Source organism: Allobosea sp. LC85 (genome assembly GCF_000735605.1).
Classification (GTDB): Bacteria; Pseudomonadota; Alphaproteobacteria; order Rhizobiales; family Beijerinckiaceae; genus Allobosea.
This window is the reverse complement of record NZ_JPKG01000056.1, coordinates 21,902-46,418: the sequence shown is the minus strand read 5'-3', so window position 1 is coordinate 46,418 and position 24,517 is coordinate 21,902. Positions and strand designations below refer to the sequence as shown.

Annotated in this window: 18 protein-coding genes and 2 pseudogenes; 11 read left to right on the top strand and 9 right to left on the bottom strand. The window is 64.4% G+C overall.

Features of this window, described 5'->3' with window-relative positions:
- The first annotated feature begins 3 nt into the window (after positions 1-3).
- The gene (locus tag FG93_RS24735) at positions 4-828 is read left to right on the top strand and encodes an inositol monophosphatase family protein (protein ID WP_043239800.1); all 825 of its coding nucleotides are present in this window, start codon (positions 4-6) and stop codon (positions 826-828) included.
- A gap of 601 nt (positions 829-1,429) precedes the next feature.
- Positions 1,430-1,813, top strand: a complete 384-nt coding sequence (locus tag FG93_RS24730; protein WP_244448728.1) for an NUDIX hydrolase — start codon at positions 1,430-1,432, stop codon at positions 1,811-1,813.
- Between the two features lie 166 nt (positions 1,814-1,979).
- On the opposite strand, the gene FG93_RS24725 is transcribed toward FG93_RS24730, so the two are convergent.
- On the bottom strand, positions 1,980-3,500 hold the full coding sequence (locus tag FG93_RS24725) for a M81 family metallopeptidase (RefSeq protein WP_052514163.1): 1,521 nt from the start codon (positions 3,498-3,500) through the stop codon (positions 1,980-1,982).
- Positions 3,497-5,077 carry an ABC transporter substrate-binding protein gene (locus tag FG93_RS24720; protein ID WP_043239795.1) on the bottom strand — a complete coding sequence of 527 codons (1,581 nt, stop codon included), beginning with the start codon at positions 5,075-5,077 and terminating at the stop codon, positions 3,497-3,499. The genes FG93_RS24725 and FG93_RS24720 overlap by 4 nt, the downstream gene beginning before the upstream one ends.
- 545 nt (positions 5,078-5,622) lie before the next feature.
- On the opposite strand from FG93_RS24720, the gene FG93_RS24715 reads away from it, so the two are divergent.
- From FG93_RS24715 to FG93_RS24700, 4 genes are all read left to right on the top strand, one after another.
- Positions 5,623-5,844, top strand: coding sequence for a dTDP-4-dehydrorhamnose 3,5-epimerase family protein (locus FG93_RS24715; protein ID WP_081881828.1), 222 nt, complete (start codon positions 5,623-5,625; stop codon positions 5,842-5,844).
- Positions 5,844-6,737, top strand: coding sequence for a dTDP-4-dehydrorhamnose reductase (gene rfbD, locus FG93_RS24710; protein WP_081881826.1), 894 nt, complete (start codon positions 5,844-5,846; stop codon positions 6,735-6,737). The genes FG93_RS24715 and rfbD overlap by 1 nt, the downstream gene beginning before the upstream one ends.
- Positions 6,738-7,040: 303 nt before the next feature.
- Positions 7,041-7,715, top strand: coding sequence for a hypothetical protein (locus FG93_RS24705; RefSeq protein WP_043239791.1), 675 nt, complete (start codon positions 7,041-7,043; stop codon positions 7,713-7,715).
- A 470-nt stretch (positions 7,716-8,185) separates the two neighbouring features.
- Positions 8,186-10,504 (top strand): Tex family protein, encoded by a 2,319-nt coding sequence (locus FG93_RS24700; protein WP_043239789.1) that lies wholly within the window; start codon positions 8,186-8,188, stop codon positions 10,502-10,504.
- 151 nt (positions 10,505-10,655) lie between these two features.
- Here the strand turns inward: FG93_RS24700 and FG93_RS24695 are convergent, their stop codons facing one another.
- Complete coding sequence (locus FG93_RS24695) at positions 10,656-11,246, bottom strand: YigZ family protein (protein ID WP_244448727.1); 591 nt, start codon at positions 11,244-11,246, stop codon at positions 10,656-10,658.
- A 1,549-nt stretch (positions 11,247-12,795) separates the two neighbouring features.
- Here FG93_RS24695 and FG93_RS24685 point away from each other — a divergent pair.
- The 3 genes from FG93_RS24685 to FG93_RS24675 are packed head-to-tail and all read left to right on the top strand — an operon-like array spanning position 12,796 to position 17,608.
- On the top strand, positions 12,796-14,388 hold the full coding sequence (locus FG93_RS24685) for an HlyD family efflux transporter periplasmic adaptor subunit (protein WP_052514162.1): 1,593 nt from the start codon (positions 12,796-12,798) through the stop codon (positions 14,386-14,388).
- Positions 14,382-15,629, top strand: coding sequence for a hypothetical protein (locus FG93_RS24680; RefSeq protein ID WP_043239786.1), 1,248 nt, complete (start codon positions 14,382-14,384; stop codon positions 15,627-15,629). The genes FG93_RS24685 and FG93_RS24680 overlap by 7 nt, the downstream gene beginning before the upstream one ends.
- Positions 15,630-15,634: 5 nt before the next feature.
- Positions 15,635-17,608 carry a glycosyltransferase gene (locus tag FG93_RS24675; RefSeq protein ID WP_043239785.1) on the top strand — a complete coding sequence of 658 codons (1,974 nt, stop codon included), beginning with the start codon at positions 15,635-15,637 and terminating at the stop codon, positions 17,606-17,608.
- Between the two features lie 79 nt (positions 17,609-17,687).
- On the opposite strand, the gene FG93_RS24670 is transcribed toward FG93_RS24675, so the two are convergent.
- Positions 17,688-19,019 (bottom strand): mechanosensitive ion channel family protein, encoded by a 1,332-nt coding sequence (locus FG93_RS24670; RefSeq protein WP_152579616.1) that lies wholly within the window; start codon positions 19,017-19,019, stop codon positions 17,688-17,690.
- Positions 19,020-19,152: 133 nt separating this feature from the next.
- Entirely contained in the window at positions 19,153-19,401 is a 249-nt protein-coding gene (locus tag FG93_RS24665; protein WP_152579611.1) for a hypothetical protein, read from the bottom strand.
- A 40-nt stretch (positions 19,402-19,441) separates the two neighbouring features.
- Here FG93_RS24665 and FG93_RS24660 point away from each other — a divergent pair, with 40 nt between their 5' ends.
- Positions 19,442-20,998: an FAD-dependent oxidoreductase gene (locus FG93_RS24660; protein WP_043239781.1), complete on the top strand. Its 1,557-nt coding sequence runs from the start codon at positions 19,442-19,444 to the stop codon at positions 20,996-20,998.
- A gap of 39 nt (positions 20,999-21,037) precedes the next feature.
- Here FG93_RS24660 and FG93_RS32035 read toward each other — a convergent pair.
- The 4 genes and pseudogenes from FG93_RS32035 to FG93_RS32595 all read right to left on the bottom strand — a co-directional run.
- Positions 21,038-21,139 (bottom strand): annotated as a pseudogene (locus FG93_RS32035) (IS5/IS1182 family transposase); the annotation flags it as partial.
- 180 nt (positions 21,140-21,319) lie between these two features.
- Positions 21,320-22,051 carry a 7-carboxy-7-deazaguanine synthase QueE gene (gene queE / locus FG93_RS24655; RefSeq protein WP_043239779.1) on the bottom strand — a complete coding sequence of 244 codons (732 nt, stop codon included), beginning with the start codon at positions 22,049-22,051 and terminating at the stop codon, positions 21,320-21,322.
- A gap of 23 nt (positions 22,052-22,074) precedes the next feature.
- A pseudogene (locus FG93_RS24650) lies at positions 22,075-22,287 on the bottom strand (7-cyano-7-deazaguanine synthase); the annotation flags it as partial.
- Positions 22,288-22,697: 410 nt separating this feature from the next.
- Positions 22,698-23,153 carry an MAPEG family protein gene (locus tag FG93_RS32595; protein WP_052514160.1) on the bottom strand — a complete coding sequence of 152 codons (456 nt, stop codon included), beginning with the start codon at positions 23,151-23,153 and terminating at the stop codon, positions 22,698-22,700.
- Positions 23,154-23,255: 102 nt separating this feature from the next.
- Between FG93_RS32595 and FG93_RS24640 the strand changes: the two genes are divergently transcribed.
- A complete protein-coding gene (locus FG93_RS24640) occupies positions 23,256-24,290 on the top strand; it encodes a GlxA family transcriptional regulator (RefSeq protein WP_043239777.1) in 1,035 nt (344 codons plus the stop codon).
- The last annotated feature ends 227 nt before the right edge of the window (positions 24,291-24,517 follow it).

Sequence of the window (24,517 nt, the reverse complement as noted above, 5' to 3'; positions counted from 1 at the left end):
TGAATGATCTTTACCCGACAGGACCATGACAGGCTGACCCAGATCGTTGTCGAAGCAGGGCGCCGCGAGGTCATGCTCCGTTTCGGTAAGCTGGCAGCCGACGAGGTTCGGCAAAAATGTTCACCTGGAGACCTCGTAACGCAGGCAGACGAGGCAGCGGAACAGTTCATTTGTGCTGAGCTTTCAAGGGCCTTTCCCGGGGCACTCCTCGTCGGTGAGGAAAATGTGAGCGCGGAACCGGCACTGCTCGACAGGCTATCCCACGCAGACCTGGCTTTCGTTATCGATCCGATCGATGGAACTCTCAACTACGCCTCCCACGTGCCGCTCTTTGCCGTCATGGCTGCGGCGGTCGTCCGGGGCGAAACCGTTGCAGCGATCATCCACGACCCGGTCGTCGGTGACAGCGCGCTGGCGCTGCGCGGAGAGGGAGCTTGGCTGTCACAACCGGATGGGGGCAGTCGCGATCTGCGCGCCGCACAGGCGGTGGAGCTTGCCGCAATGAGCGGCATGGTCAGCTGGCAGTATTTCCCTGAACCGCGCCGCACGGAACTCCCCCGATACTTCGGGGCTTTCGCCAATGTTTCGTCCCTGCGGTGCTGCGGGCACGAGTATCGGCTGGCCGCTGCGGGCCATTGCCACTTTCTACTCTACGGACGCCTCAACCCCTGGGACCACGCACCAGGTTCGCTCCTTCACAGTGAAGCCGGGGGGTATGCGCGGATGCTGGACGGAACCCTCTATCGCCCGGGGAAGCCGTCGACCGGACTGCTCTGCGCGCCCGATCATCACAGCTGGCACGAGATAAGGTCCGTCTTTACGCCCTAGAGCATTTCCGTGTTTCTCCGAATCGCGGAAATGCTCTAGCTCTTTGTTTTATCGCATTTTCTTCACGCGAACCGGTGTCCACTTCGCTCGAAAATGCTCTAGATCATCGGACTGAAAATCGTATCCGGTCCGATGATCCAACTTTCTGTGTTTGCATCGGCTTTGCCCCGAAAACCGCAATCCACTTTTCGGGCCGATGCTTTAAGTGGGGATCCTCATGCGATCAAAGCAGGATGTCTCCTGTCGCTACACACTGGCCAAAATGGACCGCCTCACTCCAGTTGACCTTGCCGGTTGACCTTGAACGTGCTCCCGCGCGGTGAGCCGCAGCCCCGACCTCAAGCACCAAGCTCGCGGCGACTGGCCATAGAATGCCTGGTTTCAGGTGATGAGCTCATGTCCGCCCTGGCGCGGGGCTGACTGGAGTGGCGCTCGCTAGCTTGATGGCCGCAATGGGGGGAAGCGGACACCGGCTTCCATTTCGCTGCAGTCGTTGAGCTTTGAAGCGCTGCGTGTCTAGACTCTCCTGGCGAGGTGAATCCACGACGAATGAAAAGAGATACGGAGTGCGCCTGGAAAGGCCCGACTGCAGATCGGTGCTGTGCCGGTGCGCTTCGCGTCGGATGGCTCGGTCGAGGTTCTCCTGGTCACCACGCGCACCACGAAACGCTGGACTGTCCCGAAGGGCTGGCCGATCAAAAAGCTCAAGGCCCATGATGCTGCCGCGCGGGAGGCGCGCGAGGAGGCTGGCGTTGTCGGGAGGATTCGCAAGAAGCCAGTGGGCCGCTACATGTATTGGAAGCGGATGGCGGATCATTTCCTGCTGTGCAAAGTGAAGCTATTCCTCCTCACTGTCGAGGATCGGCTCGATACTTGGCCGGAGCGCAGCCAGCGGCTTCACCACTGGTTCAAATTGACCGACGCGGCTGATTTGGTCGAGGAGCCGGGGTTGAGGGCTGCGTTGCGCTCGCTAAAACTGCCATAAAGTCGACCGGCGTTAGTCGAAAGCCCGCATTGGGTCGATTCCGGTCGAAGGAGGGCTACGCGGTGTGGGTCCGCTGTCGGGCGGCGATGCAGAATCCGCCCCTGGCGGAACGGCCGGGGCGGTCGTGCCCGCCGGCGCTCATCGTTCTGGACCCTTGAGGTGACGCCTAGGGGTTTCCGTTCTCCTCCGGCGGAAAGCGCGGGCTGCCGTAGGGATAGTAGTCCGTCAGCGTGAGATTGGCGTAGGGCAGGGCTTCGAGATGCACCGTGCCCATGAACGGTTTCGGCGGCTCGACCAGGAGGATCGTCGGCGCGAAACCGCTATCGTCGAAACCCCGGCGGAAGTGGACGCGGGACTTGATCGCGATGACATCGAAGTCCTCGGGCTTGAGACCGAGCTGCCAGAGGTCCGATGGCTCGATGATCTGGACCAGATAGGGGCTCAGGACCAGCACATTGCCGTTGCCGAAGCTGACGCAGACAGTCGCGTTGCCCATGCCGCGCACGGTCGTCGCCGCCCGGATAGCGCGTATGGTGCCCGTGATGCGCACGGCCTCTCCGGCCGTTTCATCGACAAGCCCGCCAATCTCCGCGTCGAACGCGTCGCCAGGCCCGGCGCCGGCCGCCAGCACGGACGCAATGGCGTCGGGTGAGGCAATGGTGGCGATCAGGGTGCGTTCGAGCTTTTGCGCGATGATCTCCTGCAGCAGCCAGGTGGCGTAGCCCGAGCGATCGCTGTAATCGGCGAGCACGACCGGCGCCCGGCCGGCCGTCACGGCCTCACGGGCGAGAGCGACGCCGTCCTTCATCCTGTGGATCGTCACGGTCTCGAGCAGCGCATCGCGCCGTCGCCAGATCCAGTCGGCCATATCGAGGAGCACGCGCTCGGCGAGATCCGGGTCGTCATTGGTCAGGACCTGAAGGCCCATCCCGGCATCGGGAACGTCCGACCAGGGAAACCCGAAGAAGACATTGACGAAGACATCCGGCTCGCGTGCCTCCCAGATCAGCGCCCGCTGGACCAGATCGGACCAGGGCGAGGCGCCGGTCCACATCACGACCGTGGGGGCGAGGATCGGAATCCGCAGCGACCGGTGTACCGGCCTGAAGCTGCCGCGGATCGCCCTGACCAGCATGCGCGCCGCGCGCTCGCCCTGCAGGTGCATGTCGTAATGCGGGAAGTATTTCACGCTGAAGGCCATGTCGGCCTGCTCGAGAAAGGCTTCGTCCTCATTGCCATGGGGATCGAATGTCGAGGAGATGAAGGCCTCCCGGCCGACGACCTCGCGGACGCGCCTTGCGATATCGGCCTCGGGACGGGCTACGCCGCGCACGGCCAGCGCGCCGTGAAGCGCCAGATAGACGCCGTCCAGCCTCGGTTGCGCCCGCAATTCCGCGATCATGACACCGAGGAAATGCTCGTAGGCATCGCGCGTGATCCAGCCCGAGCCCGTGCCGGTGCGTGGCCAGAGCGGGGAGGTGATGCCGATCAGCTCGACATCGTCATAGTCGCGCGCAACCTGGACGAAGCCGCCCATATAGCCCTTCGGGTCGGTCGCAAGCAGCGCCTCGCCGCCGGCCGGCGAGCCGGGATAGATGAAATCCTCCCGGGTGGTGTCGTTGGGGAGGAAGGTGACGGTCTCATGCGCGAACTGGAGAACGGCGATACGGATCGGCTTGGACATCATGCTCGTTTCACGTCGTAGAATTGTGCGAAGCCAATACGCATCCCGGTCAATCCGCGATAGGCCGTCTTCTCGTAATAGGCGCCGAGCGGGATATAGGGCACCTCGACGAAGAACTGCTTCTGGATTTCGGCGCAGATCGTCTTTTGGGCGGCGATGTCCCTGGCCGCGAACCAATCGAGACGCAGCTCTTCCAGGCGCGGCGATTTCGGCCAGCCGAACCAGGCCTGATCGCCATTGCCGCGGATGCCGAGCTGGCTTGCGGGATCGAAATTGTTGGTGCCGTTCAGGTAGGTGAAGAAGATGTTCCAGCCGCCCTTGTCGATGGGCTGCTTGCTGGCGCGGCGTTGAACGACGGTGCCCCAGTCGGTCGAGACCAGGTCGACGTTCATCCCGGATTTCTGCAGCGCGTCCGCCGCCACCATCGCCAGCGCATGGGTCGAGGGGTAATCGGTCGGATCCAGCAGCACGATGCGCTCGCCCCTGTAGCCGGCTGCCGCAAGCTCGCGCCTGACTGCCGCGAAATTCCGCTTGCCGACCAGGGCCTCCGTTCCGGCCGTGGTCGCGAGCGGCGTGTCCGGGCTGAACACGCCGACATGGTCCTTCCACATCGAGCGTTCGTCGCCGGCGACCGCGGTCATGAACTCGCTCTGGTCGATGGCGCCGAGCAGGGCGCGCCGGATCGCGGGATTGTCGAAAGGCGGGAGCAGACTGTTGAAGCGCAGGCAGCCGATGCCGCCGGCCGGATCGAGACCTTCGAGCTTCAGTCCGGCCTTGGCTCTCAGCGCAGCCAGCAGATCCGGTGTCGGGTTCTGCCACCAGTCGATCTCACCGGTACTGAGCGCGTTGGCCGCCGTCGAAGGGTCGGGCATGATGCGCCACTCGACCCGGTCGAAGAAGACGGTCTTGGGGCCGGCGGTGAAGGTGGCCGAGCCATTCGAGCGCGGAACATAGCCTGCGAATTTTTCATACACCGCCAATGCGCCCGGCACCCGCTCGTCGGCCTTGAAGCGATACGGGCCGCTGCCGACCATCTCCGTCACCTGCTTGTTGGGGTCGGTCACCGCGAACCGTTCCGGCATGATGCAGGGCATCGACGTTCCCGTCTTGCCAAGCGCGGCCGGAAGCAGCGGGAACGGTCGCTTCAGGCGGAATGTCACGACCCGGTCGGATTCGGCCGACAACTCGTCCGTCGCATCCATCAACGCCCGGCCGAAGGCATCGCGGGCGGAAAAGCGACGGATGCTCGGCACGACGTCCTGCGCCCGCACCGGCTCGCCATCATGAAAACGCAGGCCCTCGCGCAATGTCAGTCGCCAGGTCTTGCCGTCATCCTCGATGGTATGGCCCGCCACCATCTGGGGCTCGAAACCATAGTCGGCGTTCTGCCCATAGAGCGTATCGAAGACGAGGTAGCCGTGATTGCGCGTCACCGTCGCCGTCGTCCAGACCGGATCGACGATCGCGACATCCGCCTCGGGAACGAATTTCAGGACTTTTGCCGGCTGCGCGACACTGGGCTTTGCGATCACCGAGACGGCGGCGCCAGCGGCAGCGCCCAGAAATGTCCGACGCTTCATGCCTTGAGACCTTCCGTTTGAGCAGAGGGAACGGTCGCGGGGTGCGCTTAGAGCCTGCTGCGAAAAAGTGGCAACGGTTTTTCGCATAAAGCATGCTCTAAACGATGAGAGTCGATCACGTTTTCTGCGTTTGGACGATTTCGTCCAAACGCAGCGTGATCTAGTCTCGCCGCGATGTCAGCAGGCCGATCCTAGAGCGGCGGAAAGAACGCGCGCAAGGCGCGCAGCGGAAAGCGGCCCTCGTGAATCCGTCATCGCTTGTGCATCTGCTCGTTCCGTAGACACCGGGCGAGCTTTGATCCGCGTCGCGTCCGCTTTCAGGCGTCGAGGCAGCGTCCGCTCCCGGCGCGTTTTCCCCGGACGAGCGACGGGCGTTTGTGTCTTGCGCATCAACAGCGCGTCAACGTGATTGGGATCGGTTCAAGCGGACAACATCAGGGCCAGCGGTCATATCGTGCCGCGCAAACAGGCCGGAGACGTGACTGCACCCGACCCGCAAAGCTCAAGCATCGCCAAAATCACATTGCCAAAGGCGCCATCCAGACATGACAATGCCCTTCGTCACACCCGAGCCGGACACCGAAATGCTCTACAAGGTCACCACGCCCTACGCGCTCGAGAACGATCATAGGCTCGCCTTCGATGATCCGGCCCTCGGCATCGACGGGGGTCTGCCCCTGACCTCGCTGACCCTCTCCGACAAGGATCGCAAGCATCCGCGGCTTGAGCATCCGCGGCTCGCCGAGATGCTGCGGTTTTTCGACTGATGGGTCTGCGCATCGTCGTCACCGGTTGGACCGGCCAGGTCGTCCGCGCCATGCTGGAGCGCGTGCCGGCCGGTGTTGAAGTCGTCGCGCTCCGCCGCCCGGATCTGGATCTCGCCATCCCCAAAATGGTCGCGCCAGCGCTGCGCGCGGCCAGGCCCCATGTCATCGTCAATGCGGCGGCCTATACGGCGGTTGACCAGGCTGAGAGCGAACCCGACCTCGCCATGCGCGTCAACGGCGAGGCGGCGGGTGAAGCGGCGCGCGCGGCTGCCGCACTTGGCGTCCCCGTTATCCAGATCTCGACCGACTACGTCTTCGACGGGGCGCTCGACCGGCCCTATCGCGAGGACGACGCGACCGGGCCGATCTCAGCCTATGGTGCCAGCAAGCTGGCCGGCGAGCGGGCGGTCGCGGCCGCCTCGGACAACCACGCGATCCTGCGCACGGCCTGGATCTACAGCCCCTTCGGCAAGAATTTCGTCAAGACCATGCTGCGCCTGGCCGAAACCTGCGACGAGGTCGGCGTGGTCGCGGACCAGCAGGGCTGCCCGACCAGCGCGCTCGACATCGCCGACGCCGTCCTGGCGGTGGCGCACAATCTGGTCGCCCGCCCCCAGGACGAGACGCTGCGCGGCATCTTTCACATGAGCGCTGCGGGCGAAGCGGTCTGGGCCGATGTCGCCGAGGCGATCTTCGCAGAGCGGGAGCGGCTCGGCGGCAAGCCGGTCGCGGTCAAACGCATCGCCACGACGGATTACCCGACGCCAGCGCAGAGGCCGGCCAATTCACGGCTCGACTGCGGCAAGCTCGCCGCGCGGCACGGCGTTACGCTTCCCGCATGGCGCGGCTCGCTGGCGACCTGCGTCGAGCGTCTCCTCAAGGATCAGGGATAGACCATGAAGGGTATCATCCTCGCCGGATGTCTGCTTATGGCGCACTGCGGCATCGATGTGAGAAGCTAGTGCCGTCGGCGGCCCGGTTTCGGTCTCCCGTTTGCCGACAGCCACTCGCCCCGGGCAAACGCGGGAGAGCAAGCCAACAATCTCACTGGACGGTTGGGCGCAACGAGGAAGCCGCGTGATCGGCAATAGCCACCTTCGGGATTCGCGCCGACGTCAGCTACGGTCATGTATTGTCCTGAGACTGATCCATGATCTGGCAGAATCCCCGCAATGGCCGGCACAGATGGATCTCGCATGGCACCTGACGTGAGCACGACTCCTCGCCGCGGCACCACCGGCCTGCGCCAATTTCTGGATCTTGAGCAGCAGCGCAATTGGATAGAGGGCAGGATCGACTTGTGCGACGCCGACGAGCGCTCGGAGTCCCTCGAACTGCGGTTCAAGTACGTCACGAGATTTCAAAAGCTGCTTCGTCGCCCGCAGGCACAAGACGTTCTGGAGATTCTCAGGCTCTACGGCCAAAACTGCATCCCCATCCCGCGCAAGAGCGAGCGTCACTACTGGTCGGTTTCTTGTCTGCCCTCGACGTCCGACAAGCCGCTCGTCCGCGTTAATGCGAGCTGGATGGAGCTTTTCACAATCTATGCGGACGGCGAGGGCATCCGTGCGAGATTCTTGGTGCATCTTTCGGATTTCACCACGGACCATTCACCCGCACAGAGCCATGTGGACGAACCTTTTCTCCAACACTGCGTCACGGCGCCAGAAGATGTCAGCTATTTCTTCCCGCGCGGCGCAGATATGTTCGGCATCAATGTGCGGAGCTCCGCCTCGATCCGCCGTTTCCTTGCGGCTCGCCGCATCCTGGGTGCCATTCGGACTTTCAATCTGACGCACATGAACCGGGGTCGGAACGCCTATCAGGCGAGCCACTGCTACAGCTTGGCGGATTGCATGCTGGCAGGTTGAGTGGCTCTCAGATGGCCGCCAGCCTGGCGAGGCTACCGGATCGCTCCGACGTTGCGGCCGCAATCCGCACCGCGCGGGCTCATGGCGACACGCTGATCGGCTGAGCGGGCGCTCCGCGGCGGCGCGACGGGAAGCCAGGGCCGAGCCACGGCCACGATGTGAGAACGAAGGCACGGGGGACGTAGACGTCGAATCGCGCCTCTGCCAGCCCCCTTCGTCGGCTTGGCGTTTGCGCAGCGCGGGTGTCGGCTCAGGCCTCGCATTCCAATGAGACCGGAGATGGCCCGAACCGCTCGGGGTAAGCATGGAGCGGCGAGCGTCCGGTTCCGGACGGGACCGTCGGTGCGGGATGGAGGTGATCGAGAGCGGTGCTATGAAAGAGGCATGATCGGTGCGGATGCTGCATCGCCTAGGCACCTGAATGGCCGCCAACTATCATTTCTGTTCCAGCAACGGTTCCAGTGTTCTGAATGTCCGACAACTCCGCCATCGCATCCCGCATCGCCGCCGAGATCGGCGCGCGCCTGCCGCAGGCAGCCGCCGCCATCGCACTGATCGACGAGGGTGCGACCATTCCCTTCATCGCGCGCTATCGCAAGGAGGCCACCGGGGGACTCGACGACACCCAACTGCGCCAGCTCGGCGAACGGCTGATCTATCTGCGCGAGCTGGAAGGCCGACGCGGCACCATCCTCGAGGCCATTCGCCAGCAGGAAAAGCTCACGCTTGAACTCGAGGCCTCCATCGCTGCCGCCACGACCAAGGCGGAGCTGGAGGACATCTATCTTCCCTTCAAGCCCAAGCGCCGCAACAGGGCAGAGATTGCTCGTGAGCGCGGCCTCGGGCCACTCGCCGACGCGATCCTTGCCGATCGCAAGGCGGTGCCGGCCGAGCTGGCGGCGGCCTACCTCACCGACGATGTGCCCGAAACCAAGAGCGCGCTGGAAGGAGCTCGGGACATCCTGTCGGAGCAGTTCGCCCAGAATGCTGAGCTGCTCGGTCGTCTCCGCGGCTATCTCCGTCAGAAGGCGGATTTGCGTGCGAAGGTGATCGAAGGAAAGGAGGAGGCGGGTGCCAAATTCTCCGACTATTTCGATCACACCGAGCGCTGGGCCAACGTGCCAAGCCACCGTGCGCTGGCCATGCTGCGGGGCCGGAACGAGGACATACTGACGCTCGACATCGAGGCCGATAAGGCTGATCCGCGTCCGGTCAAGCCGGTGATGCGCATGATCGCCGAGACCTACGCCATCGGCGAAAGTTTGCCGGGCGATGCCTGGCTGATGGAGGTCGTCGGCTGGACCTGGCGGGTGAAGCTCTCGCTTCACCTCTCGGTTGACCTGATGACCGATCTGCGGATGAAGGCGGAAGCCGAGGCGATCAATGTCTTCGCCCGCAACCTCAAGAATCTGCTCCTGGCAGCACCTGCCGGATCGAGAGCGACCATGGGTCTCGATCCGGGCATCCGTACCGGTGTGAAGGTGGCGGTGGTCGATGGCACCGGCAAGCTGCTTGCCACCACGACCGTCTATCCCTTCCAGCCGAGAAACGATGTTCGCGGCACGCAGGCCGAGCTTGCGAGCCTCATCCGCAGGCACGGCGTCGAACTCGTCGCCATCGGCAACGGTACGGGCAGTCGCGAGACCGAGAAGCTGGTCGCGGAGATGCTGGGCGATCTACCGCCGCCCAAGCCGATCAAGGTGGTCGTATCGGAGGCCGGGGCCTCGGTTTATTCCGCCTCGGAACGGGCCGCCGCCGAGTTCCCGGGCCTCGACGTCACGCTGCGCGGCGCCGTTTCCATCGCCCGGCGCTTGCAGGACCCGCTGGCGGAACTCGTCAAGATCGATCCGAAGTCGATCGGCGTCGGTCAGTATCAGCACGATGTCGATCAGTACCATCTCGCCCGCGCGCTCGATGCCATGGTCGAGGACGCCGTGAACGCGGTCGGGGTCGACCTCAACACCGCTTCGGCCTCTCTGCTGGCGCGGGTATCGGGGCTCGGCGCTGCGCTTGCCGAAGCGATCGTCGCGCATCGCGATGCCAACGGACCGTTCGGCACGCGCCGCCAATTGCTCGCCGTTGCCAGGCTCGGACCTCGGACCTTCGAGCAATGCGCCGGCTTCCTGCGCATCCGGGATGGATCCGAGCCGCTCGACGCCTCATCGGTCCATCCGGAAGCCTATGGCGTCGCCCGCAAGATCGTCGCTGCCTGCGGGCGTGACCTGCGCTCCCTGATGGGTGATAGCGCCGAACTGTCCAGGCTCGATCCTCGCGCCTTCGTCGACGATCGCTTCGGCTTGCCGACCGTGCGCGACATCATCGCCGAACTCGACAAGCCAGGCCGCGACCCGCGCCCTGCCTTCAAGACCGCGGCCTTCGCGGACGGCGTCGACGACATGAAGGACCTCGAAACCGGGATGATGCTGGAGGGCACGGTGACGAACGTTGCCGCCTTCGGTGCCTTCGTTGACATCGGCGTCCATCAGGATGGGCTCGTCCACGTCTCGCAACTTGCCGAGCGCTTCGTAAGGGATGCGCACGAGGTGGTGAAGGTCGGCGACGTCGTGAAGGTGCGTGTGCTGGAGGTCGACATCAAGCGCAAGCGCATCTCGCTTTCCATGCGTAGCGACGCGGGCTCCGAGGCCTCGAAGGGGCAGCGTGAGAACGGGCGCAACGATGCTCGTGCTGGCAAGGGCAACGTCGGCCGGGCAGGGCCGCCGCGGACACCACAGAAGGAAACCCAGGGTGCTCTGGGTGCCGCCCTTATGGACGCGCTCAAGCGACGATAGGGAGACAGGCCGTCGACTGCGGGGCTCGCGGCTGAGTAACGCCCGGCATCGGTCGAAGCGGAGATCGCTTGATGTGCAGACGGAGCGATCTGTCGCCAATCTCATGCTGACGCGATGGCGCCGAGCTCGCGTCCGCACGGAGGTCGAGACCCTATTCGTTCCAGCTGATCACCGCGCGTCCGCTGGTGACATCCCTCACCAGCTGGGAGACCCCATCGGCCTCGCGCTTTGGAACGGATACCGACAGCACGGCGCCGGTGTCCGTGAAGACCTGATCATTCACCTGCACCCCCGGTCGATCGGCAAGACGCGCGTGAACGCGCGCCAGGTCGCCGAAGGCACAGGTGATCATCGCCGAGGCAGCCTCGATCAGCGCCGTCTTCTCGGCCTCGCGCAGGCATAAGGCGGCCGTGCCGCCATAAGCGCGGATCAATCCGCCACTGCCGAGCAGGACCCCGCCAAACCAGCGCGTCACGACAACGGCGACGCCATCGAGCGCCTGCCCGTCGATGGCAGCGAGAATCGGCTTTCCCGCGGTGCCGCTCGGTTCTCCGTCATCGTTGAACCGGTAGCTCGGCCCGCAACGCCACGCCCAGCAATTGTGATGGGCAGCCGGATCGGACTGAGCCGCGATAAACGCCTTGGCCGCTGCTTCATCCGCAATGGGGCCGGCAGTCGCAAGGAAGCGGCTCTTCTTGATCTCCTGCCGGAACGAGAAGGGCCCACAGAGGGTAAAGCGCATGTCCATGCGCCCTTCTATCATCGCGCCTTCCAGGCGAAAGGCGACCAACCCAATCACGGTCGCTGAGCCAAGGTCAGGTCTTGGCGTACCCGGCACGCAAGGATGGCGAGCGATCCGTGGTTTCGATCTCCGACGTCGGTTCTCCTGGTAGCCGCGGACGTCGCCGGCAATGGCGGCTGGCGTTCCGGATCGGCTTTGGGAGATCGGCGATATCGTCGCGCTGGTCGAAGCGACTGCCCCTCTACCGAGCAGACGGATCTGTGGCATGGCGGGCGACCGCCGTGCTAAGTTTGGCCCGTCATGAGCAAGTGACGTCATGAGCAAGTGACGTCTTGGGCAAGTGGCGACATGGGCAAGTGAGAGAGGCGCTGCTCTTCGGGTGAGGGATCCCGGTCATCCGGTGGAGGCCGAGCAACAGAATTCTTCACGCCGACCTGAGCATTCTGCGCTCTCCCACGTTTGGATCATCGGACCGGAATTCGTATCCGGTCCGATGATCTGACCTTTTTGTGTTTGCATCGGCTTTGCCCCGAAAACCGCAATCCACTTTTCGGGCCGATGCTTTTAGCCGACGGGAGGAAAGTCCGATGCGACACGCCCTTACCGATAAGGCATTTGCGGTGGCCCTCGTCTTGACCGCGACATCGCCAGCCTGGGCGCAGGATCAACGCCCCGCTGGGTCCAGCCAGTCGCTCACCTGCAGCTTCAGCGGCGATCATGGGGAAGGGAAGATCACCTTCAACGGCCGCTGCTCTGGCGCGCTTGACTTCAGCCTCTCCGTCCAGATCGAACGCGGGTCCGCATCGCGGACGAGGGGGCATGAAAGAACGTTCCGCCAGGGCACGGGGCCGATTGCCGACTTGTAGGGCTCCTGTCAGGGCTGAACACGTTTCGCAGGCAAGATGTCGCCGGCGCAAGATGTCGCCGGCGAGAGGCCCAATGGGTCGGCCGTTTCCGGGCGTGGCGACGGCCCGGCGATTTCACGATCGTGAACCGGTATTGTTGTGGCGATTGACGAGTGTCCGCTTTCCGGCAGGCGCCGAATGTCGCTCACGGTGCGTTTTCCCCGGACGAGCGACGGGCGTCTGTGGCCCTTTCCTGGCGCCTGGATCGCCGTGCGTCCGTTGGGACGCAGGGTGGGCGATCTATCTCTTTGTTTGAGCATCGGATTTGCCCGAAAACCGGATTCCACTTTCCGGTCCGATGCTCCTGCAGGTCCGCTTTCGGGAAACTCGATCGATAGGCCCGAGGCCGGCGCAGTTTCAGCGCCAGCATCCACCAGGCGAGTGCGTGTTCGGGAATGCCTGCGCTCCGCGACCGCACGGCCCGGGGCGACCGGTATCATCGAGGTCTTATCAACCTCGTCGTCGCCGGCGACAGGCGCCGGCGCCGGCTGTCATCGCGCCTCCGTCAAGCTGCGCTGCACAAATGTCCTTGCTGCGGCGCCGCAAAAATATGGAACCCATCGCTCGCTGGTTCGTTGGGGAGACTTGTGCGCCGGGAAAGGCACGCTGGGACCATGAAAAGGATTCAGCCTCAGGAGGCATGGATGACACAGGAAATCGGCCCCCCCGCTGACTCGCAGTCTGCTGCCGCGGCGAATGCAAAGCGCCAGAGAAACCACTCGCGCCTGATCCGGATATCCGCTTACTCGGTCGCAACCGTTCTGGCGCTCCTGATGACCACGGCGACCTTGCCGCCGATTCTGGCCGATCAATCGGACCGGGCCGTCATCAATGCGCCGATCACGCTCCTCACCGCTCCGATCAACGGCGAGCTGAGGCAGATGACCGGCCAGGTGGGCCAGCACATGCAGCCGGGCGAGCCTGTCGCCCATGTCGAAAACCGACGTGTCGACCGCACGACCCTGATCACGCTGGAAAGCAAGGCTGAAGAGCTTCAGGGGGCCCTTCTGGCCGCCACCGAAAAGAAGGACGCAGATCGCCAGTACATCGCCGCGCTCGATGCCGAAATCCTGAAGCAGGTCGACCAGACAACGCGACGTCTGGAAGCCGAAATCCACGAGGCCCGCGCCCGCGTCGCGGCGGCAGAGGCCGGCGGGCTTGCCAAGAAGGCTGTGGTCGATCGCCAGCAATCGCTGGTCGCCCGCAACGTCGCCAGCCTGGATCTCGTCCGTCCAACCCAGCGGCAATACGAAGCGGCTCGCTTTGAAGGGGAAGCGGAGGTCGCCAAGCTCGACCAGAAGATCGCGCAGCTCAACGGTGTCAGAAGCGGGATCTTCGTCGGGAATGAGCTCAGCGGCCTCGCCATCCTCGCCCAGAAGCGGCGAGATATCGCCTATGATGCCCAACGCATGGAGATCGAGGAGACGCAGATCACATCGAGCCTCGCGGCTCAGCAGAGCCTTCTCGCTGCCGAGAAGGACCGGCTCGAGAACTTGACCAACGCGGCGATCGTGGCGGCGAATGGCGGCTCGATCCTCAGCCTCGGCAGCACGGCCGGGCGTCACGTCAAGGCCGGCGACGCGATCGCGACGATCACCGATTGCGACAAGGCTTTCGTCGTGGCGATATTCTCCTACCGGAAAGCCCAGGCTCTGGCCGTCGGCACCCGGGTCAGCGTCACCGGCGCGACCGCAGGCGCAAACCGCCAGGGCACGATCAGCGAAATCCTGCCAAAAGCCAGCGACAAGACCGACGAGCAATATGCAGTTCCGTTTCCGCAGACGGAACGGCGGGAGATGTATGTCCTGGTCAGTCTTGATCCGCCTGAGGCCGCCGTACCCGCAGCGGACCGGCGCGGGGATGTCCAATCCGACATCTGCTCGATTGGACAATGGGTCACCGTCACGCGTGCCAATGGCTGGGTACCGTCCGCCTCGGTCGCCTGGAGGACGGTGACGGATGGGCTTTCAGGCCCTCGGGCCGCCGCCCTCTGGGACGCCACGTCGTCGACAGTCGTCGGGGCGGCCGAGGCGACGTCGCGAGGGGTGGTCCGTGCCGTGACATCCGATGAAGCGAAACAGGTTTGGCTTTCTGTTTCCAGCGGCGCCGCCAGGACAGCCGAAGCCGTCTCGACCGGCTTTCGCAAGCTGGCGTCCTGGATCGCCCCGCCAAAGCCGAACCGTGACAGCGGGCACAACGCCGCGAAACCCGACGACGCGGCCGGAGCGGCATGTTGACCTGGTGTCTTCGCGCCATGGCGGCTGCCGTGCTGCTGGCAGCCGGGGCGGCCTCGGCGGCCGCACCCCGGCACGCTGTCGCCGCTCCGCTCTGTGCTGCTCTCGTGGCGGCCGTCGACGCGCAGGACAGCGGCAACCAGCCGCTCTTCCTGACCAGCTATCGTCCAGGCCCGGCCGAGACGGAACTCGTGCCGGCCCTGCGACAGTCCGCGTTCACCTATGACAACGCACTGGTCGCCATCGCTCTGACCGCCTGCGGGGATGTCGGCCGGGCGCGACGGATCGGCGATGCGCTTCTTCACGCCCTCGCTCATGATCGCAGCTTCCATGATGGCCGCCTCCGCAACGCCTATCGGGCCGGAGCGCTCGGTGCCGGACCGCCGGCCCTGCCGGGCTGGTGGGACGCAGGGCAAAAGCTCTGGGCGGAGGACAGCTATCAGGACGGAACCGCGACGGGAAACGTCGCCTGGGCCGCGCTCGCCCTCCTCACCCTCGACCAGGCAACCGGGCAGCGCGCCTACCGGGACGGTGCCGCGCGCCTGCTCGGCTGGATCCAGGCGCATGCCTACGATCCGCGCGAGCCGACCGGGTATTCCGGCGGCGTCGACGGGTTCGATCCGTCCCAGACGACGCTGAGCTGGAAATCGACCGAGCACAATCTCGATGTTCACGCTGTCGCGGCCTGGCTGAGCCGCCTGGAGGGCCGATCGGCCGATGCAGACATGGCCCGGATCGCGCGCGGCTTCCTCGACGCGGTCTTCGTGCCCGACCCGGGGCTGTTCCGCCTGGGAACCCAGCCGGACGGCCGGTTGCAGCCGACAGATCATCTGGCGCTCGACACGCAGCTCTGGCCGCTGATCGGCGTCGCCGACCCGCCAGACGCCTGGCGTCGGGCGATGGCCTTTGCACAGCGCAATCTGGCCGTGCCAGGAGGGTTCGATTTCAACGAGGATCGCGATGGCCTCTGGGTCGAAGGGACGGCGCAGGCGGCGCTGACCCTGCGCGCGCTCGGGCAGGCCACGGCGGCCGCAAAGCTGCTCGACGGACTGGCGGTCGACATCTCGCCATCCGGATTGCTGTTTGCGAGCCGCGAGCCGCGCATCACGACCGGCATCGCGATCGGCCCGGCGAGCACCGAGCCCGATTTCTTCTACTACCGGCGGCCCCATATCGGCGCCACCGCCTGGGGCGTGCTCGCAGCGCTCGGCTGGAACCCCTTCACCGGGCAGTCCGTGGAGTAGGCGACATGTTCCCACCGCCGCCAGATGCCACCTCCGTCCTGCTGACCGATCTCGGCATTCTTCTCGGCCTTCTGACCATGACGGGATTGCTCGACCGCGCCCATGCCACTGCGCGCGCGCTGTTCGGCGGCACGGCTGCGCTGTTCATCCTGGGCTATGCCGCCTGGCGCTGGCAGGAGACCTTGCCGCCTCTGGAGCCGAGCGTCGAGCAGGTCTGGCCGTACCTGTTCCTGGCCTTCGAATTTACGGCCATCCTCTACACGCTGATGTCGATCATCATTCTGGTTCGGTTCAAGAACCGTTCGGGGGAAGCCGATCGGGAGGAAGCCCGGCTTCGCGAAAGCGGCGACTGGCCGGCGGTCGACGTCTTCATCTGCACCTACAGCGAACCGCTCGACGTCGTCGAGAAGTCGATCGTCGCGGCGCTGGCCATCGATTATCCCAGCTTCACGGTCTGGGTTTGCGACGACACGCGACGCGCCTGGCTGAAGGATTACTGTGCCGAGCTCGGCGCGAACTATCTGACGCGACCGGACAATGCAGGCGCCAAGGCCGGCAATCTCAACAAAGCGCTCGTCCACACCGCCGGACGCACGAACGCGCCGCTGATTCTCGTCCTGGACGCCGATTTTGCGGTGAATCCGACGATTCTGCGACGGGTGGTCGGGCTGTTCCGCGATGAGCGTGCCGCCGTGGTGCAGACACCGCAGTTCTTCTTCAACGCCGACCCGATCCAGCACAACCTGATGAGCGCGGACGCCTGGGTCGACGATCAACGCATCTTCTTTGACGTGTTTCAGCCGGCCAAGGACGCATGGGGGTGCGCCTTCTGCGTCGGCACCTCCTTCGTCGTGCGGCGCGACCGGGTCACGGCGGCGGGTGGTTTTCCGCATGACGCCATCTGTGAGGACATCAACCTGACATACACGCTGATGCGGGACGGGTATGAGACGCACTGGCTCAACGAGCGGCTGAGCGCGGGGCTATCGGCCGAGGGATTGCCTGAATACATCACGCAGCGGACCCGATGGTGCCTCGGTACGATCCAGGTTGCGCTCCTGAAGACCGGCCCTTTCCTGGGCAAGAATTACACATTGATGCAACGTCTGCATTATCTGCATGGCGTTCTGAACTGGCTGTGCAAGCCCTTCATCGTTTTGATGTTGATCGCGCCGTCGATATACTGGTTCTTCGATATACCCGCGTTCCACGCCGACTACCTGTCCTTCCTTCGCTACGGCGTGCCTGCGCTCCTGGCACTCTGGATCTATAGCGGTTGGGTGTCGGGTCAGCGCACGCTTCCCCTGTTCATGGAAGTGACGCACGCCATCACTGCGCTGGCGGTCACCTTGACGCTGCTGTCGGCGACCGTCCGGCCGTTCGGGCGCCCCTTCAAGGTCACCGACAAAGGTGGGGATCGTTCGATCTCGTCGGTGCGCTGGACCATGGCGGCATGGTTCGGCGCCATCTCGCTGCTTTCGGCCGGCTCGATCATCTGGTCGTTCGTTTCCCCCTCCGGCGCCAGCGAAGTGTCGCCACTCGATTACTTCAACCTGCTCTGGGCCGGCGTCGCGATGCTGATCACCTTCGTCGCCTTTGTGATCTGCTTCGAGCGGCCGCGCCAGGCCGATGAGTTTCGTATCGCCGAGCCGAGCGCATTGAGGACGGACATCGGCACCGTCCGCTGCACGCTCTCGACGATGGGCATGGAAGGCGCGACCATTCAGCTCGCCCAGCTGCCGCATGACCTTGATCGAACCCGGCCGCTTCAGGTCTGGGTCGACACTGCAGGCTGGATCCGCGCCTTCGCAAGGGAGCACCGCAGCGGTGAGATCGCATTGCGTCTGGAGCCGAACGCCGCCCAGCGCCGCGCCTTGATTCTCCGGCTTTTCACCACGGCGGTCGACCCGATCGCGCGGACCGCGAATTGGCGAGGCGCCGTGTCGGGCGTCTTGCGACGGTGCTTCCGAACCGCTTGAGCCAGGAGCCGCTTGAGCCAGCAGAACCGCTTAAGCCAGCACATGGCGAAGGGCCGGATACGATGTCCGGTCCGATGATCTAACCGATCTTCGCGCTTTGGTTGCGCCCAAGATCCGCCTGGTCCAGCGCCTGTCCATCCTGCTTCATGATGATCTCGCGATGCGGATAGGGGATGCTGATTCCGTTTTCCTTGAAGATGTCCCACAAGGCGAGCAGCACCCTGCCACGCACATTTGTCAGTCCTTGTTGAGGGTCGTGGATCCAGAAGCGCAGGACGAAATCCAGCGAGGACTCGCCGAAATTCGTAAGCCAGCAGACCGGCCGCCGGTCCGCTTCGACCCGGGCAACGCTCATGGCCGCCTCGATCGCCAATTGGCTCACCTTGTGCGGGTCGGCGTCATAAGAGACCCCGAAATTCACGTCGAGTCGCACAAGGTTGTCGCTGAACGACCAATTGATGACCCTTTGGGTGATGAAGTCCTCGTTCGGGATCAGGTATTCGCGGCCATCACGCGTCACCACCGAAACAAACCGCGCCCGCAACTCGCGTATCCAGCCGAACGTGCCTTCAAGCGAAATCGTGTCGCCCGGCTTGATCGACTTATCGAGAAGGATGATCACGCCCGAGACGAAATTTGAAACGACCTTTTGCAGCCCGAAACCCAGGCCGACGCCGACAGCGCCGGAAAATACCGTCAGAGCCGTCAGGTCGACACCGACGGAAGAAAGAGCGATGGCAGCGGCCACCACCACCAGGCCGATCTTTGCGACCTTGCCAACCAGGACGCGGATCGATGGTGTCAGTTCTTCGGAGCTCTGGACACGCTCGTCGAGATATTTGCCGACGACGACGGCCAGCCAGACGGTCGCGATAAGCAGCAATGCCGCTTTCAGCACCGTGAGAGCGGAAAGGCGAATCACGCCCAAAGGCAAGGCGAGGCTGTCGAGGAAAGCCGCCGCTTCGTCGTTGATGCCCAGGATGACAAGGGCAGCATAGGTCCAGGCAAACCAGCCGAGGGTGCGCCCGACCAGACGGTTGCGGATAATCCGCGACAGGACCGATGCAAACAGCCACGCCAGGGACAATGAAAGCGCGATGGCGATGAAATGCGCCCGGCTTGGCCAGGTGAGGCTGCGCATGAGGATGAGCGCGACAAACAGGAAGACCGAGAAAAGGATCCAGTCTGTGCGCCGTAACAGCGCGACGATGACCCGCAACAGTCCGGGATGCCCCTTGATCTGGCGTGCCCGGTTCTCCAGGAGCGGTTCGAGACGCCGCGCCCCGAGCTTCGCCGCCAGGAAAAGGGATATGATGATAATGGTTTGATAGAGAAACCACGGCGTCGCAACGTAGTCCAGCCACGCGCTGATCCAGACCAGCGTGACATCGACCACGTTGCGAGAAACGATGCTCACACGATCGATATGGCGCGTGCATCACGAATGGCAAGCTTCCATCGATGCAGGGCGATCGAGCGCTCCGTCCTGAAGCATCGTTGAGCTGACGCGAGCCTGCCGACCCGTCGGTTTTGCCGCACGGCCGTCAGATGCCGATCGAGAACAGGAATTTGCGCCTGGGATCGGCATCCTTCTCGAAAATCCCCGGCATGCGTTTGGTGGCGATGCGGGTGTGGTGGGCGTGAAACGTCGCGCGACCTCCACGCCGGTGGACGTGCAGGGCGAAGAACAGGCCCGTGGACGCGGATGGGAACCTATTGCGGGCCGCAGCGTCTAACAGCATCGGACCGAAAAGTGGATCGCGGCTTTTGGGGCAAAGCCGATGCTCGAACAAAGCATCGGCTCGACCGGCACGGTCGTGGAGGAGAGCCAGGATGGCTTCGCAGGGAGATCAGGAGTCCGGCCCCGACCTCACCCTCGGCGTACCGGCCGCGACATTCGACGACACGGCGCTGCTTCAGGGCCATGTCGGCCGCGAGACGGTGGTTCTGGCCCGCGTCGGCGACGACGTGCTGGCGGTGAGCGGATCATGCACCCATTACGGTGGGCCATTGGCGCATGGGATCGTGGTCGGCGAGACGGTCCGCTGTCCGTGGCATCATGCCTGCTTCAGTCTTCGCACCGGAGAAGCACTCGGCGCGCCGGCCTTCGACCCGTTGGCGTGCTGGAAAGTCGAGCGCCGGGGCGACCGCGTTTTGGTGACGGGCAAGATCTTGGTGACGGGCAAGATCGCGATCGATGAGCTCGCGGCGAAGCCTCAGCCAGGCAGCGCGCCTGGCTCTCCGGAGCGCGTGGTCATCGTGGGCGGCGGCGCGGCCGGATTCGCCGCTGCCGAAATGCTTCGTCGACGCCATTATGCCGGGCAGGTGACCATGCTCAGTTCCGACGGCGACGCGCCTTACGACCGTCCCAACCTGTCAAAGGATTATCTTGCCGGCACGGCCGAAGAGGCGTGGATTCCGCTCCGGTCGGCCGAATTCTATGCCGAGAACACGATCGACCTGCACTTGCGGGCAACCGTCGCGCGCATCGATGTCGACGCCCACACGGTCGTCGCCGCCGATGGACGCGCCTTTCCATTCGACCGTCTGCTTCTGGCCACCGGGGCCGAGCCGGTGCGCCTGCCGATCCCCGGCGCCGATCATGCGCATGTTTTCGTGCTGCGCTCTCTTGCTGACAGCCGCGCGATCATCGACCACGCCCGGAATGCGAAGACGGCTGTCGTCCTGGGCGCTGGCTTCATCGGGCTGGAAGTTGCCGCAGCCCTGCGCGGCCGCGGCATCGCGGTCCATGTCGTGGCCCCGGGGGCTTATCCGCTCGAAGCGGTCCTCGGACCCGAACTCGGCGCGTTCATCCAGTCCCTTCACGAGGAGCACGGCGTCGTCTTCCATCTCGGGACAACCGCCCGGCGCATCGCCCAGCGGAGCGTCGCGCTGGGCGATGGCCGGGAACTCGATGCCGATCTCGTCGTGGTCGGCGTCGGGGTGAAGCCGCGCGTGGCATTGGCGGCAGAGGCCGGTATCGCCATCGACGAGGGCATCCTGGTCAATGAGTTCCTGGAGACGAGCGTGGCCGGAATTTTCGCGGCCGGCGATGCCGCCCAGTGGCATGATCGGAACAGCGCGGAATCGCGGCGCGTCGAGCACTGGGTCGTCGCCCAACGCCAGGGACAGGTGGCCGCCGAAAACATGCTTGGCTTGCGCCAGCCCTTCGTGAGCGTGCCGTTTTTCTGGAGCGCGCATTACGATGTGTCGATCCGTTATGTCGGCTACGCCCGCTCGTGGGACGCCGTCGAGATCGACGGCGACATCGCCAGGCGCGACTGCATGGTCGGGTACAAGAGGAATGGCAGGATCGTCGCCGTCGCCTCGATCGGGCGTGACGTCCAGGCCCTGGACTGCGAAGCGACAATGGCCGTGACGCGGCCCTGATTGCCGTCACGACGCGAGGCCTCCCACCCGGTGCAGCTCGGGCAAGAGCGGCTCCAGCACTGCCCATTCGGCGTCGGTCAAATCCGCTTCGCATCGCAGGCCAATGCGGCTGTGCTGTCGCCGAGTGGTTGGGGTCCGCATCGCAGGTTCCAAGAGGCTTCGCAGGTTCCAAGAGACTTCGCAGGTTCCAAGAGGCTTCGACAACCCCTTGGAATCATTGCCGCCCCGGTCATTCAACGCTTTTTTGGGGACACCGAGCGTGAAACGGATCGGCGAGAACCGGCCAGCGTTCGCGCTGGCTGCAGCATTCAGGTGAACCCGTCAGATGCCGCGTCTATGACCCCAGGCCAGTACGTGCAATTGCGGCAGGACCGTCGCCGTGAACCAGCGATCCGCCGCGACCTTGTCGACAAGCCAGCGGAAGCGCTGCATCAAATCGGGGATGTCGGCCTCCTCGCTGCCCGGACCTGCATGAGTCATCGACGGGGCAGGATTTCCGACTTGAAGGTAAATCGGCAGGGCCGGATAGCGCTTCGCAACGAGCCGGGCATAGGCATAGTCGTCGTCGTCAAACACAGCCAACTTGAGGACGCATCGCGGTCCGCGCGCCCCCGCCGTGATGCATTCGTCAAGGGCCTGCCAGTCCGTTGCCATCCCGGAAGACGGCGGCTTCGGGCTGAGCATCAGCCATTCGAGCGCGGCAAACCACGGCTGCGGCACGCTGCCTTGGGTTTCCAGGGCGAAGGTGTACCCCTTCTGGTGTCCTAGCGCGATAAGCGACGCCAGAGGCTGCAGAGCCGGATTGCCGCCCGACAGCGATACAAGCACCGGCACGGACCCGGCCAAATCCTCGACCTGCGCCAGGATCTCGGTCGGCGTCATCAATGTCCATTCGTCCCGGTATTCGCGCAGCACCGCATGGAGCGTATCGCACCAGCGGCAGCGATAGTCGCAACCGCCCGTGCGCACGAACACCGTCGGGCGTCCGATCAACGGACCCTCGCCCTGGATCGTCGGACCGAAGATTTCGCTGATGCGAATGCGCCCCTTCATGGACGGACCGGTCCACCGCTGGTCGCCGATCCGGTCAGGAGGCGTCCGGCCGCGGTGATATCGACGACGTCGTGGGGCACGCCGAGGCGCGAGGCGCAGCTCCGCACATCGTCCAGCTCCTTCTTGTGGCGTTGGCCGTCGTCGAACGACACGAGGCGGGTGAGGGTTCTTTCGGCGGCGACCTTGTGGGCAAGCGTGACGGAGTCCAATCCGCCGGAGATAACGATGGTCTTCACGAGCGTTCCTTGTTTTGACCGGGTAGGCTACGACCGGATCGGCTCACGCGCCGACAGACGTTTTGCGGATCACCCCGGACAGGGCGCGATCCGCCACGACGGAACAACCGACCGCATGGCCCAGCCAAGCGCTCGCCCCATCCGCCTTCTGGCGCAAAAAGAACCTGACTTGTGCGGATGTCAATTGGGGGGAGGTGGCAGCCGAAAAACGTGCTGGGAAGGGCTGCCCATTGGGCTTCGTGACCTCTTTCGGAAACACGCCAGCTCGGCCACTCGACCTTTTCGGGACGGAGAACCCACGCACCCAACGGCATCAACCGCTCAGGACAAGGCAGCCGGGCCTTGCACTCGCAAGCCATTCCCGGCCGCAGGCTATTCGCGCGAGATGGTGTCTGTATTCCAATCTGCCCCTACGGAAGCAGTGTCAGGCTGTTGAGGATGATCGCCCAAAGCACGGCCATGCTTGTCAGATAGGCCACGGCGCGCCACGGCTGGAGACCGCGCAGATAGATCGCGGTGTGCAGAATTCTGATCGCCACATAGCTGCCGAACAGCCAGGTCGCGCTCCGGGCGTCGCCGCCGAGCAGCGTGAACGCGAGCGCGGCAGCCAGAAACAACGGAATGTTCTCGACATCGTTGCGCCAGACATTGCCGCAGCGAACGACGAAGGGTGCTTCCAGTGCAGCGGGCGCGACGCGGAACAAGCGCGCATCTTCCGGTGTCAGGAACGCTCTGGAACGCGCCCGTGCAACGACCTGGACGAGGCTGAGCACTGTCGCCTTGAGCAGGAGAGCGGTGAGGGCAAGGACGAAGGCGGGCAAGGCAGGCAAGACGGTCAAGGCAGGCAAGGCGGGCAGGGCGGTCATGGTGTCGGTCCAAGGGAGGAGGAGGAGGAGGAGGAGGAGGAGGAGGAGTGCCTGATCTTGCCTTGTCCGCGGAAATCGACAATTGTCCGATCTGACAATTTTATGTTCCAATCCGCCACGCGCATCGAACAGGCCATGCAAGACATCAAGGTCGGCATTCTGGTCTTTGAAAAGTGCGGGGAAGCGGGGCTGGCGATCCCGCTCGATGTCTTCCGCGTCTGCGATGGCCTGGCGCAGCGCCACAAAAATGGGCCTCGCATCCGGTTCGAACCCGTCTTCGTCGCCGCTGAAGGGGGCACGCGCGAAACCGCGAGTGGCTTCACGATACGGACCGTCACGGCTCATCCCGATGAGCTCGACGCCTTGATCGTTCCGGGCATCGCGCACCCGAACAAGCCCGGCATCGAGCATATCCTTGTCGACCTCGTCGCGGAGCAGCACTGTATTGCCCGCTTCGCAGCGGCGGGGCGGCTGGTGCTCGGTACATGCTCGGGGGTGTTTCTGATCGGCGCCTCAGGTGCGTTGGATCAGCGCAAGGCGACGACGAGCTGGTGGCTCGGAGCCGAGTTCGCGCGTCTCTTCCCGGATGTCCGGATGAGCGCCGAAAGCGCCTTGATCCATGATGGCAACTGCGTCTCGGCAGGAGGCGTGGCCGCCTATTACGATCTGGCCTTGTGGCTCGTGCAGCATTTCGCGGGCGCCAAGCTGCGCAGTCAATGTGCCAAGATCCTGCTGGTCGACATGGGGCGGCAGAGCCAGACGCCCTATGTCGCCAGGGTGCTCATCGACCAGCCCACGGATGCGCTGTTCGTCCAGGCGCGCACCTGGCTCAACCAGCGACTGGACCAGCCGATCAGTGTCGCCGATCTGGCCCGGCATTGCCGGGCAAGCCCACGCACGTTGTTGCGCAGGTTTCAGGAAGGACTGCAGCAGACCCCCGCGCAATATGTCCAGAGCCTTCGGCTGGAGCGCGCCAAGACGCTCCTCGAAGGCAGCGCCCTCTCGGCAGACGAGATTGCCGCGCGCTGCGGCTATCAAGACGTCGCCGCTTTCCGCAAGGCGTTCAAGCAGCGCATCCGCCTGACGCCCAATCAGTATCGTGGCCAGTTCCGTCCTCCTGCAACCAGCAGCGCGTGAGGGCGGATTGCAGATCAGCATTGTCTCGGCGGCGCGCGCCGCGAGCAGCGCCGATCACGGTCGGGCATGGCGTCGACGTCGGGATGGCCGTGCCCCGATCACGTTTAGAGCATGCTGCGAAAAACCGTGGCCACCTTTTTGCAGCATGCTCTGGCGACGGGCGACGCATGAGAGTTCGCATGCCCTGACCATGCCGTGTTCGTAGCGCATTCCAACCGAGCCAGGAG

What these genes read in the sequence shown, in the direction of transcription:
- FG93_RS24735 (WP_043239800.1), top strand. Translation starts at nt 4, where the DNA reads ATGATCTTTACCCGACAGGACCATGACAGGCTGACCCAGATCGTTGTC.
- FG93_RS24725 (WP_052514163.1), bottom strand. Translation starts at nt 3,500, where the DNA reads ATGATGTCCAAGCCGATCCGTATCGCCGTTCTCCAGTTCGCGCATGAG.
- FG93_RS24720 (WP_043239795.1), bottom strand. Translation starts at nt 5,077, where the DNA reads ATGAAGCGTCGGACATTTCTGGGCGCTGCCGCTGGCGCCGCCGTCTCG.
- FG93_RS24715 (WP_081881828.1), top strand. Translation starts at nt 5,623, where the DNA reads ATGACAATGCCCTTCGTCACACCCGAGCCGGACACCGAAATGCTCTAC.
- rfbD (WP_081881826.1), top strand. Translation starts at nt 5,844, where the DNA reads ATGGGTCTGCGCATCGTCGTCACCGGTTGGACCGGCCAGGTCGTCCGC.
- FG93_RS24705 (WP_043239791.1), top strand. Translation starts at nt 7,041, where the DNA reads ATGGCACCTGACGTGAGCACGACTCCTCGCCGCGGCACCACCGGCCTG.
- FG93_RS24700 (WP_043239789.1), top strand. Translation starts at nt 8,186, where the DNA reads ATGTCCGACAACTCCGCCATCGCATCCCGCATCGCCGCCGAGATCGGC.
- FG93_RS24695 (WP_244448727.1), bottom strand. Translation starts at nt 11,246, where the DNA reads ATGCGCTTTACCCTCTGTGGGCCCTTCTCGTTCCGGCAGGAGATCAAG.
- FG93_RS24685 (WP_052514162.1), top strand. Translation starts at nt 12,796, where the DNA reads ATGACACAGGAAATCGGCCCCCCCGCTGACTCGCAGTCTGCTGCCGCG.
- FG93_RS24680 (WP_043239786.1), top strand. Translation starts at nt 14,382, where the DNA reads ATGTTGACCTGGTGTCTTCGCGCCATGGCGGCTGCCGTGCTGCTGGCA.
- FG93_RS24675 (WP_043239785.1), top strand. Translation starts at nt 15,635, where the DNA reads ATGTTCCCACCGCCGCCAGATGCCACCTCCGTCCTGCTGACCGATCTC.
- FG93_RS24660 (WP_043239781.1), top strand. Translation starts at nt 19,442, where the DNA reads ATGGCTTCGCAGGGAGATCAGGAGTCCGGCCCCGACCTCACCCTCGGC.
- queE (WP_043239779.1), bottom strand. Translation starts at nt 22,051, where the DNA reads ATGAAGGGGCGCATTCGCATCAGCGAAATCTTCGGTCCGACGATCCAG.
- FG93_RS32595 (WP_052514160.1), bottom strand. Translation starts at nt 23,153, where the DNA reads ATGACCGCCCTGCCCGCCTTGCCTGCCTTGACCGTCTTGCCTGCCTTG.
- FG93_RS24640 (WP_043239777.1), top strand. Translation starts at nt 23,256, where the DNA reads ATGTTCCAATCCGCCACGCGCATCGAACAGGCCATGCAAGACATCAAG.